General features: G+C 74.3%; 11 protein-coding genes and 1 pseudogene. 6 read left to right on the plus strand and 6 right to left on the minus strand.

The window, feature by feature from the left end:
* A pseudogene (locus DQW06_RS13530) lies at positions 1–259 on the plus strand (TIGR03089 family protein); the annotation flags it as partial.
* Positions 260–329: 70 nt separating this feature from the next.
* On the opposite strand, the gene DQW06_RS13535 reads toward DQW06_RS13530, so the two are convergent.
* Both DQW06_RS13535 and DQW06_RS13540 read right to left on the minus strand, forming a co-directional pair.
* Complete coding sequence (locus DQW06_RS13535) at positions 330–1,538, minus strand: amidohydrolase (protein WP_013154783.1); 1,209 nt, start codon at positions 1,536–1,538, stop codon at positions 330–332.
* Positions 1,539–1,603: 65 nt separating this feature from the next.
* Positions 1,604–2,416: a Scr1 family TA system antitoxin-like transcriptional regulator gene (locus tag DQW06_RS13540; protein WP_013154784.1), complete on the minus strand. Its 813-nt coding sequence runs from the start codon at positions 2,414–2,416 to the stop codon at positions 1,604–1,606.
* Between the two features lie 283 nt (positions 2,417–2,699).
* Here DQW06_RS13540 and DQW06_RS13545 point away from each other — a divergent pair, with 283 nt between their 5' ends.
* The gene (locus DQW06_RS13545; protein ID WP_013154785.1) at positions 2,700–3,386 is read left to right on the plus strand and encodes a peptidylprolyl isomerase; all 687 of its coding nucleotides are present in this window, start codon (positions 2,700–2,702) and stop codon (positions 3,384–3,386) included.
* Between the two features lie 30 nt (positions 3,387–3,416).
* On the opposite strand, the gene DQW06_RS13550 is transcribed toward DQW06_RS13545, so the two are convergent.
* On the minus strand, positions 3,417–4,592 hold the full coding sequence (locus DQW06_RS13550; RefSeq protein ID WP_117198572.1) for a cysteine desulfurase family protein: 1,176 nt from the start codon (positions 4,590–4,592) through the stop codon (positions 3,417–3,419).
* A 133-nt stretch (positions 4,593–4,725) separates the two neighbouring features.
* Between DQW06_RS13550 and aroA the strand changes: the two genes are divergently transcribed.
* From aroA to DQW06_RS13565, 3 genes are read left to right on the plus strand one after another with little or no spacing between them, the layout of a single operon-like run.
* Positions 4,726–6,072 (plus strand): 3-phosphoshikimate 1-carboxyvinyltransferase, encoded by a 1,347-nt coding sequence (aroA, locus tag DQW06_RS13555; RefSeq protein ID WP_117198573.1) that lies wholly within the window; start codon positions 4,726–4,728, stop codon positions 6,070–6,072.
* A complete protein-coding gene (gene rsgA / locus DQW06_RS13560; RefSeq protein WP_013154788.1) occupies positions 6,069–7,085 on the plus strand; it encodes a ribosome small subunit-dependent GTPase A in 1,017 nt (338 codons plus the stop codon). Before aroA ends, rsgA begins: the two co-directional genes overlap by 4 nt.
* Positions 7,086–7,117: 32 nt before the next feature.
* Positions 7,118–7,354: a hypothetical protein gene (locus DQW06_RS13565; protein WP_013154789.1), complete on the plus strand. Its 237-nt coding sequence runs from the start codon at positions 7,118–7,120 to the stop codon at positions 7,352–7,354.
* A 16-nt stretch (positions 7,355–7,370) separates the two neighbouring features.
* On the opposite strand, the gene DQW06_RS13570 is transcribed toward DQW06_RS13565, so the two are convergent.
* Positions 7,371–7,727, minus strand: a complete 357-nt coding sequence (locus DQW06_RS13570; RefSeq protein ID WP_117198574.1) for a helix-turn-helix domain-containing protein — start codon at positions 7,725–7,727, stop codon at positions 7,371–7,373.
* A gap of 96 nt (positions 7,728–7,823) precedes the next feature.
* Between DQW06_RS13570 and DQW06_RS13575 the strand changes: the two genes are divergently transcribed.
* On the plus strand, positions 7,824–8,714 hold the full coding sequence (locus DQW06_RS13575; protein ID WP_117198575.1) for an NAD(P)-dependent oxidoreductase: 891 nt from the start codon (positions 7,824–7,826) through the stop codon (positions 8,712–8,714).
* Between the two features lie 221 nt (positions 8,715–8,935).
* Here DQW06_RS13575 and DQW06_RS13580 read toward each other — a convergent pair whose 3' ends face one another.
* Positions 8,936–9,226 (minus strand): DUF2087 domain-containing protein, encoded by a 291-nt coding sequence (locus DQW06_RS13580; protein ID WP_013154792.1) that lies wholly within the window; start codon positions 9,224–9,226, stop codon positions 8,936–8,938.
* Between the two features lie 13 nt (positions 9,227–9,239).
* Complete coding sequence (locus DQW06_RS13585; protein ID WP_013154793.1) at positions 9,240–9,824, minus strand: TetR/AcrR family transcriptional regulator; 585 nt, start codon at positions 9,822–9,824, stop codon at positions 9,240–9,242.
* Between the last annotated feature and the right edge of the window lie 227 nt (positions 9,825–10,051).

The raw sequence follows: 10,051 nt of genomic DNA on the forward strand, positions 1-10,051 counted from the left end.
GGACGCCGGGGACCGGGTGGCGCTGTTCGCCGAACCCGACGCCCCGCTGACCCTGCTCGGGGAGGGCGCGGAGCTGCTGCTGGCCCCGGTCGCGGCGGGCGCGCCGCTCGTCCTGACGCCGCTGGGCTCCGCGGGCCCGGACGAGGTGCTGCGCAGGACCGGCATGGAGAAGGTCACCGTGGCGGTGCGCGGGGCGGAGGGGGCCGGTGGCGCGGCGCTGCCGGACGGGGCCCCCTTCCGGACGGTGGGGCTCTCCTAGGGGACGTGTCCCGCGGGCTCCTGGGCGGCGCGTCCGGCGACCCGGGGTCGGGGGGTCCCGGCGCGGCCGCTCACCCCTCGCGGTAGTAGGCGTCGAGCACGGTGCGCTCGCGTGTGGCCTCGTCGTAGGTGTAGACCTCGCGGCCCTCGACGAACACGCGCAGGGCGCGGCTCATCACGTCCAGCGGGTCGCCCGACCACACGACCACGTCGGCGTCCAGGCCCGGCTTGAGGGAGCCGACCCGGTCGGAGATGCCCATGATCTCGGCGGGGTTGACCGTGAGGGCGCGGATCGCGGAGCGCGGGTCCATGCCCTCCTTGACGCACAGGGTGGCCTGGTGGACCAGGAACTCGATCGGGACGACCGGGTGGTCGGTGGTCAGGGCGACCTTGACGCCCGCCCGGTCGAGGATGCCGGGGTTGGCCAGGGTCTTGTTGTTGACCTCGACCTTGGAGCGGCTGGTCATGAGCGGACCGGTGATGACGGGGATGCCGCGCGCGGCGATCTCGTCGGCCAGCAGGTGGCCCTCGGTGCAGTGGTTGATGATCAGCCGGTAGCCGAACTCGTCGGACAGGCGCATCGCGGTGTGGATGTCGTCGGCGCGGTGCGTGTGCTGGCACCAGGGGAGTTCGCCGTCCAGGACCCGGACCAGCACCTCCAGGGTGGTGTCCCGCTCGAACGGGGTGCCCTCCGAGGCCGCGTGCTCGCGCCTGGCCCGGTAGTCCTGGGCCCTGGTGAAGGCGTCGCGGATGACGGCGGCCACGCCCTGGCGGGTGGAGGGCAGCTTGTCCTTGTTGCCGTAGACCCGCTTGGGGTTCTCGCCCAGGGCGCTCTTGACGCTGGCCGGGTGCCGGATCAGGCGGTCCTCCATGCTGCGGCCCCAGCACTTGATCGCCACGGTCTGGCCGCCGATGGGATTGCCCGAACCGGGCTTGACGACCGAGCTGGTGACGCCTCCGGACAGGGCGTCGGCGAAGCCGCGGTCGGCGGGGTTGATGGCGTCCAGCGCGCGCATGCGGGCGCCGTTGGGGTCGGTCATCTCGTTGGTGTCGTCACCGGCCCAGCCGACGCCCTCCTCGTCGATGCCGATGTGGCCGTGGGCCTCCACGAAGCCGGGGAGCACCCACTTGCCGGAGGCGTCGACGACGGTGGCCCCCTCGGGGACCGTGACGTCGGCGCCGACGGCGGCGATCCGGCCGTCGGAGATGAGGACGGTGCCCCCGTCGATGGGGTCTCCGTCGACGGGAACGACGTATCCGGATGTGATCGCGATATCCATGGCGGGCAACCTAGCCCATCGCGGGGCGTATCCCCAAGCCCTCCTGGGCTCGGGCGGACGGCCCGCTACCCCGCCGGCCAGCGGGCGGTGAGCAGCTCCGACCCCGGCGTGAGTTCCACGGTCGCGGCCTCGATGGCGTCGCGCACCGTGGTGCAGCGGCCCACCTGCTCGGGTTCGGCGGTCAGGTCCCCGCCCTCGGCCGCGAACGCGTAGACCATGCTGGGGCGGTCGGCGAACTCCATCAGCCGGAAGGCGCCGCCCAGACCGGGGTGGTTCGGGGTCTGCTCGGGGATGACTCCCATGGTGACGATGCCCGCCTCGATCAGGTCGGCGAGGAAGTCGCGCTGGGCGTTGAGGACGGCGGCGCCGCCCTGCGGCCGCTGGAGGGCCGACTCGTTGAGGACCACCCGCAGCACGGGCCCCTCCGTCCCGGTCATCGCGGCCCGGTGGGCCATCTCCTCCTCCACCATCTCCTCGACCTCGTCCGGGGACAGGTCCGGATGGCGCGGGCGCAGCACCGCGCGCGAGTACTCGCGGGTGCGCAGGAACACCGGGACCGCCATGGGCTGGTGCTCCCACAGGTGGGTGGCGTGGACGCCCAGCTCGCGCTGGTCGCCGAACTCGTTGGGGAAGGCCTCGGCCTGGAGGGTGATCGCCCAGGCGTCCACGAGCTGGTGTTCGGCGCCCAGGGCGGTGTCCACCCGTTCGACCAGCGAGCGGGCCGGCCGGCAGTGCGCGCTCTCCACCTCGCGGAGCTTGTCGTCGGTCACCCCGACCGTCGCGGCGAGTTCGGCGCGTGAGAGCCCCCTGTCGGAGCGCGCGCGCAGTACCCTCGCGGCGAAGGGGAGCCACATCGCGGACGGCAGTGCGGTGTTCAATCCACTTCCCTCCCTCCAGCGCCAGGCGGGGCCTCGCTCCCGGCACACCGCCGGCGCCCCGCCCCGTCCTCTTCCGACCCTCTCCCGTGCCGGGGTCGCCGGTCAAGCGACCGGACGGGTACGGCGATCCGTGACAAGTCATCGGGGCGTCGCGGCGGAGCGGCCTCGGGGGCGGACCGTGGTCGCGCCATGACGGAAAGCCAACCCGCTGACGAGGGCACTTCCCCCGGCCGAGTAGCCTGTGTGCCGCCCAGCCGCGATCCTCATTTCCGGAAGTGAACCGATGAAGCTTCTGCCCCTCCCGGCGACAGCCCTCCTGGCCTGCACCGCCCTGCTCGCCGCCTCCGCCTGCGCCAACGGCGCCGCAGCCCCGGCCGACCAGGGCGGATCGGAGGGCGGCGGCACGCCGGAGGAGACCGCCTCCGAGCAGACCGGCAGCCCCGCCGAGGTGGACGTCACCGGAGTCGAGGGCGCCACGCTGCACACCAGCGAGGGCGACATCGAACTGGAGTTGTTCCCCGAGGAGGCGCCCGTCACGGTGGCCAACTTCGTGGGCCTGGCCGAGGGCGAGGGCGTGCCCAACCCGGCGACGGGCGAGGCCGCGTTCTACGACGGCACCGTGTTCCACCGGGTGATCGACGACTTCATGATCCAGGGCGGCGACCCGCAGGGCACCGGCCAGGGCGGCCCGGGCTACACCTTCGAGGACGAGTTCGACTCCGGCCGCGAGTTCTCCGAGCCGGGCGTGCTGGCCATGGCCAACCGCGGCCCGGACACCAACGGCTCGCAGTTCTTCATCACCGTCGAGCCCACCCCGCACCTGAACGGCATGCACACGATCTTCGGGCACGTCGCGGACGAGGCGTCCATGGAGGTGGTGAACGGCATCGCCAACGTCGAGACCGACATGAACGACCGCCCCACCCAGGACGTGACCATCGAGTCCGTCACCGTGCACCGCGCGGAGTAGACGGCCCGTGTCCGGGGCCGCCGCGTCCGCCTAACGGCGTCTGGCGCGGGCGGCCCTGGCCCGCTCCACGGCCGGTCCGATGGCCCGCGCCAGCGCCGCCACGTCCTCCCGGGTGGAGGTGCGGCCCAGCGACAGACGCAGGCTGCTCAGCGCGGTCCCGGCGTCGGCGCCCATCTCCAGCAGCACGTGGCTGGGCTGGGCCACCCCCGCCGAGCAGGCCGAGCCGGTCGAGCAGGAAATGCCCTTGGCGTCCAGGAGCATGAGCAGCGCGTCCCCCTCGCAGCCGGGGAAGGAGATGTGCGAGATCCCCGGCAGCCTGCGCGCGGGGTCGCCGTTGACGACCGCGTCGGGCACCGCCTCGCGGACCCGCTCCTCCAGCTCGTCCCGCAGGCCCGCCAGGTGCTTGGAGTGCTCCTCGCGTTCGGCGACCGCCAGGTGGACGGCCGTGGCCAGTCCGCGCAGCAGCGGCGGGGACAGGGTGCCCGAGCGGATGTCGCGCTCCTGGCCGCCACCGTGCAGGACCGGCACCGGGGCCAGGCCGCGCGCGACCAGCAGCGCGCCCGCGCCCACCGGGCCGCCGAGCTTGTGGCCGCTGACCGTCAGCGCGCTCACCCCGCTCCCGGCGAAGTCGACCGGTTCCACGCCCACGGCCTGGACGGCGTCGGTGTGGAAGGGGATGCCGTACTCGGCGGCGACGGCGGCCAGCTCCCGGACCGGCTGCACCGTGCCCACCTCGTTGTTGGCCCACATGACCGAGACGAGCGCGACCGCCTCGGGGCCGGAGCCGCCCTCGATCGCCTCCCGCAGGACCTCGGGGTCCACCCGGCCCAGCGCGTCCACGGGGATCTTCTCGTGCACGGCCCCCTGGTGCTCGGCCATCCAGTGCGCGGGGTCGAGGGCGGCGTGGTGCTCGACGGCACTGGTGAGAATCCTGGGCCTGCGTGCGTCGGGCGTGTTGCGCGCCCAGTACAGGCCCTTGACGGCGATGTTGTCCGACTCGGTGCCGCCCCCGGTGAAGACCACCTCGTACGGGGTCGAGCCGAGCGCACCGGCCAGGCGTTCGCGCGCCTCCTCCACCGTGCGGCGCGCGGCGCGCCCGTGGCCGTGCAGGGACGACGGGTTCCCGAGGGCGCCGAGCTCGGCCGCGACGTCGGCGGCGACCTCGGGGCGCACGTCGGTCGTGGCAGCGTGATCCAGATACACCATGGCCTGACAAGGATACGTCCGTCCCGGGTCGTCCGGCCTCTCCGGGCCCGCCGTGGCCGCACGCATCCGACGCGTTGTCCACAGGCGGGAAGGCGTTCCCCTGCGGCCGCGCCGCTCCCGATAACCTTGTGTCATGCCTGAGTCCGCGTCCTTGCAGCCCGTCCAGTCCGGCCAGAACCCCGAGACCGCACCGTCCCCGAGCCCGGCCGGGGCCCCCGGCGGGCACTGGCCCGCGCCCACGGCCGAGCGGCCGGTGCGCGCCCGGCTGTCGCTGCCGGGGTCCAAGTCGATGACCAACCGCGCGCTGGTCCTGGCCGCCCTGTCGGAGACGCCGTGCCTGGTGCGCCGCCCGCTGGTCAGCCGGGACAGCGAGCTGATGGCGGGCTCCCTGCGCGCCCTGGGTGTGGGGATCACCACCGAGGGGGAGGACATGGCGGTCACCCCCGCCCCGCTGCGCGGCCCGGCCTCCGTCGACGTCGGCAACGCGGGCACGGTGATGCGGTTCGTGCCGCCGGTGGCGGCCCTGGCCTCGGGCACGGTGGAGTTCGACGGCGACCCGCGCGCCCGCGAGCGGCCCGTGGGCGAGCTGCTGGCCGCCCTGCGCGCCCTGGGCGCCGACATCGACGACGGCGGCCGCGGCGCGCTGCCGATGGCCGTGCACGGCACCGGCGCCGTGCGCGGCGGCGAGGTGACGCTCGACGCGTCCGGCTCCTCCCAGTTCGTGTCGGCCCTGCTCCTGAGCGGCGCCCGCTTCACCGAGGGCGTGCACGTGCGCCACTCCGGTCCCCCGGTGCCCTCCCAGCCGCACCTGGACATGACCGTGGAGATGCTGCGCGCGGCCGGGGTCACCGTGTCCACCGCCGACAACTCCTGGAGGGTCGAGCCGGGACCGGTCAAGGTCTCCGACATCACCGTGGAGCCCGACCTGTCCAACGCCGCGCCCTTCCTGGCCGCCGCCCTGGTCACCGGGGGCGAGGTGACGATCGAGGGGTGGCCGGAGCACACCAGCCAGCCCGGCGACGAGCTGCGTTCGCTGTTCACCCGGATGGGCGGCGAGGTCTCCCGCTCGCCCGAGGGACTGCTCACCCTGCGCGGCACCGGCCGGATCCTGGGCATCGACGCCGACCTGCGCGACGTGGGCGAGCTCACGCCCACCGTGGCCGCCGTGGCCGCGCTCGCCACGACCCCCTCCCGGCTGACCGGCATCGCGCACCTGCGCCGCCACGAGACCGACCGGATCGCCGCGCTGGCCGCCGAGATCAACCGGCTGGGCGGCGACGCCGAGGAGCTGCCCGACGGACTGGTCATCAACCCGCGCCCGATGCGCGGCGGGGTGTTCCACTCCTACGACGACCACCGGATGGCCACCTCGGGGGCGGTGATCGGGCTCGCGGTGCCCGGCGTGGAGGTGGAGAACATCGCCACCACGCGCAAGACCCTGCCCGACTTCCCGGGCCTGTGGGCGGAGGCCCTGGCGTGAGCCGCACGCGGGGCGGGGGACGCCACCTGGACGAGGACGACATCCGCGTGCGCGCCCGGGGCGGTTCGCGCCCCCGCACCCGCAACCGGCCCAAGCACGAGAACGCCGTGGAGGGCCTGGTCACCGCCGTGGACCGGGGCCGGTACCGCTGTCTGGTCAACGGCGTTCCCGTCGTGGCGATGAAGGCCCGCGAGCTGGGCCGCGGCTCGATCGTGGTCGGCGACCGCGTCGACGTGGTCGGCGACCTGTCCGGCAGACCCGACACCCTGGCCCGCGTCGTGCGGGTCAGGGAGCGGGCGTCCGTGCTCAGACGCACGGCCGACGACACCGACCCGGTCGAGCGGGTGATCGTGGCCAACGCCGACCAGCTGGCGATCGTCTGCGCCCTGGCCGACCCCGCGCCGCAGCCGCGCTTCGTGGACCGCTGTCTGGTCGCCGCCTACGACGCCGGGCTCGCACCCCTGCTGTGCCTGACCAAGGCCGACCTGGCCGACCCGGACGAGCTGGTGCGGGTGTACGCGCCCCTGGGCGTGCCCTACGAGGTGCTCGACCCCGAGAGCGGCCTGGACGGCCTGCGCGCCCGTCTGGCCGACCGCACCACCGTGCTCGTGGGCTCCTCCGGGGTGGGCAAGTCCACCCTGGTCAACCGGCTCGTCCCCGGCACCGACCGGGCCGTGGGCCACGTCAACGCCGTCACCGGACGGGGCCGCCACACCTCCACGTCCGCCGCCGCGCTGCCCTTCGAGGGCGGCTGGCTGATCGACACCCCGGGCGTGCGCAGCTTCGGCCTGGCCCACATCGACCCCGAGGACATCGTCGAGGGCTTCGCCGACCTGGCCGAGGCCGCCGAGGACTGCCCCGCGGGGTGCTCCCACCAGCCAGACGCCCCCGGCTGCGCGATCCAGGCCGCGCTGGAGCGGGGGGAACTCGACCCGGACCGCGTGGCCTCCCTGCGCCGTCTGCTCACCAGCCGCGAGGGAGACGCGGCCGGCACTGACGAGAACGAGTCCTGACCGGCACCACCCCCTGTTCCCGGAGGAACCCCATGAAGGACGACGACAGGCGTACGAGCGCGGTGGGCGTCACGGGGGCCGCCAGCGCCCTCCTCGTGACAGCGGCGGTGCTCCTGGACATATGGATGGGGAACGGCGGGCCGGACCTGACGGTACTCGCCTACGTGCTCCTCGGGCTCGCCGTCGTCGCGCTCGCCTGGCAGGCGGTCCTCCTCGTACGGCCCCTCCGGCGTCGAGGCGCCCCGGGGAAGCACTCCGTCGAACGGTGACGGGCGGCCCCGGGCGTCAGCGCCGACGGGCGTCCACCGACTCCCCGGTGTCGATGACGTGCGCGCGGCCCCAGGCCCCGAGCGGGGCCAGGGCCTCGTTCAGGGACTCCCCCAGCGGGGTGAGCGAGTACTCGACCCGGGGCGGCACCTCGCCGAAGTCCTCCCGGTGCACGACCCCGTCCTGCTCCAGCTCGCGCAGGTGGGAGGCCAGGACCTTCTCGGTGACGCCGTCGAGCGTCCGGCGCAGCTCACCGAAGCGGCGCGGCTCCTCCTCCAACGCCCACAGGATCAGCACCTTCCACCTGCCGCCGATGACGTCCATCGCCGCGTCGATGCCGCAGTGGTACGCGCCGGGCCTCCGTACGCCGACCATCGCCCCTCCCTCCCACCAGCACGCTTACCCCGGAGTGCGCACGCACTCCGAAGTGCGTACTTGTCGGGGCTCCGACGGGCGACGAGCCTAGTGCACATGAACGCACACGACACCGACAAGCCCCGCGTCGCCCTGCTCGGGCTCGGGGACATGGGCACCGCACTCGCCCGGGCCTGGCTCGCCGCCGGGTACCCGCTGACCGTCTGGAACCGGACCCCGTCCCGAGCCGAGCCGCTGGCCCGGGAGGGCGCCGACGTCGCCGCGACGGCGGCCGGGGCGGTGGCCTCCGCCCGCCTGGTGGTGGCCTGCCTGCTCGACGACGACTCCGTGGGCGCGGTGCTGGCCGACGCCGACCTGGCGGACCGGGACCTGTTCAACCTCACCACCGGGACGCCGGACCAGGCGCGGGCCCGCGCGGAGTGGGCGCGCGGGCGCGGCGCCCGCTTCGTCAGCGGCGGCGTCATGGCCGTTCCGCCGATGATCGGCGCCCCCGGCTCGGGCGGGTACGTGTTCTACAGCGGTTCCGAGGAGGCCTTCGCCGAGCACGAGACGGCCCTGTCCGCCCTGGCCGGGACCGTGTTCGTCGGCGAGGACGCCGGGCTGGCCGACCTGTACGACGTGGCCCTGCTCAGCGCGATGAGCGGCATGTTCGCCGGGGTCGCGCACGCCTTCGCCCTGGTCCGCGACGAGGACGTGCCGCTGAAGGGGTTCGCGTCCCTGCTGGCGGACTGGCTGGGTGCGATGACCCTCGGCGTCCACACCACCGCGGAGCAGTTGGAGAGCGGCGACTACACCACGGGCGTCGTGTCCAACCTCGCCATGCGGGTGAGGGGCAACCGGACCCTGCTGCGCACCGCCGAGGAACGGGGGGTGAGCACCGAACTCCTCGCACCGTACGCGGAGCTGATGGAGCGCCGCCTCGCCGGGGGCCACGGCGACGAGGACGATACGGGGGTGGTGGACCTGCTCGCCGCGTCCCGCCGCTGAACGCGGGCGGGCCGCGCTCACCGGGCAGCCGCACCGGCTTCCGCCGACTGCGGCCGCCCGGTCAGGGCCCCGGGGCGGCGCCGGCCGGAAGGGTCCGTCGTGCCGGTGCTCCGCGGCGTGACCCCGTACCCGTAGCGGGGTTCGGGCGCCGGCACCGGCTACGGGCACAGGACCATCACAGCTCGAAGTCCCCGGAACCGCACCGGCGACGCCTTCTGGGGTCAGACCTCCACGGTCCCGCCGCAGCGCCAGTACCGGGTGCGGTCGCGCTCCATGAACCCCTCGTCGACCAGGCCGCGGCGCAGCACCGCCACGTTGGCGCTGAACCCGCTCAGGACCGCGTTGACCTCGGCCTCGCTGTAGCGCACCCCCGGTTCGAAGGCCCGGGCCACCTGGTCGAGCAGGACCAGCCGGGCGGCGCGTCGGACCGGGATCGCGGTGATCCGCCCGTCGGCCATGCAGGCGCGCAGCACCTCCCGGCGCTCGCTCTCCGTCAGCGGACCCTCCACCACGCCGCCACCTCCCTCAGCGGCCGACCATCAGCATCCCGTGCACGACCGTCTCGACCCTGCGCGCGGCCTCGTCGGGGTCGATGGGCTGCAGTGAGTAGGACACCGTCAGGCGCAGGGCGACGTCGGCCGCGACCTCGGCGGCGGAGTCGGCCAGCTCCGGGTAGCGCTCCCCCAGCAGGGCGGTGATGCGCTCGCCCAGGACGCCCAGCAGGGGCTCGGAGCGCGTGGTGAGCACCGGCAGGAGCCCGTGGTCCCCGGTCACCACCGCGCGCAGCAGCGGGTTGTCGCGTGCGGACAGCAGCACCAGGCGCGTGGCCCGGCTCACCGCGTGCGGCGGGTTCTCGCCCTCCTCCTCCAGGAGGCGCACCACCCGGTCCAGCAGCGCGTTGACCTCGCGTACCACGACGGCCTGGAGCAGGCCCTCCTTGCTGCCGAACACGTTGTACAGGGTCTGGCGCGACACCCGGGCGACCGCCGCGATGTCCGCCATACGCCGTTCGGACCAGCCGCCCGAGACGACCTCGGCGTAGGCGGCGTCCAGCAACCGCTCCCGCGCCGAGGTGCCCTCGGCGCGTCCCTGTCGGTTCGCGGTGTCCATGCTCCCCATCCTCGCATCCGCCGCCGCGGACGACATCCCCGACGCCCCACCGGGCCGCCGCTCCCGCGGCCCCGGGCGATCGGGACCTAACACTCTGGTCACGCGTGTGCGTCCCTTTGGCCATGTTCGTGCCCGTGAGGGTAGCGTTACCGGTCATGGTGTCCTTTGACGATGACCTCCGGCTGGCCCACGTGCTCGCCGACGCTGCCGACGACATCGCGCTCAAG

Origin of the sequence: Nocardiopsis sp. TNDT3, from assembly GCF_003427465.1 — a bacterium.
GTDB lineage: Bacteria > Actinomycetota > Actinomycetes > Streptosporangiales > Streptosporangiaceae > Nocardiopsis > Nocardiopsis dassonvillei.

Bases quoted from the DNA above. Each gene is read 5' to 3' on its own strand.
- DQW06_RS13565 (WP_013154789.1), top strand. From the start codon at position 7,118: ATGAAGGACGACGACAGGCGTACGAGCGCGGTGGGCGTCACGGGGGCC.
- DQW06_RS13535 (WP_013154783.1), bottom strand. From the start codon at position 1,538: ATGGATATCGCGATCACATCCGGATACGTCGTTCCCGTCGACGGAGAC.
- DQW06_RS13570 (WP_117198574.1), bottom strand. From the start codon at position 7,727: ATGGTCGGCGTACGGAGGCCCGGCGCGTACCACTGCGGCATCGACGCG.
- DQW06_RS13585 (WP_013154793.1), bottom strand. From the start codon at position 9,824: ATGGACACCGCGAACCGACAGGGACGCGCCGAGGGCACCTCGGCGCGG.
- DQW06_RS13575 (WP_117198575.1), top strand. From the start codon at position 7,824: ATGAACGCACACGACACCGACAAGCCCCGCGTCGCCCTGCTCGGGCTC.
- DQW06_RS13545 (WP_013154785.1), top strand. From the start codon at position 2,700: ATGAAGCTTCTGCCCCTCCCGGCGACAGCCCTCCTGGCCTGCACCGCC.
- DQW06_RS13550 (WP_117198572.1), bottom strand. From the start codon at position 4,592: ATGGTGTATCTGGATCACGCTGCCACGACCGACGTGCGCCCCGAGGTC.
- aroA (WP_117198573.1), top strand. From the start codon at position 4,726: ATGCCTGAGTCCGCGTCCTTGCAGCCCGTCCAGTCCGGCCAGAACCCC.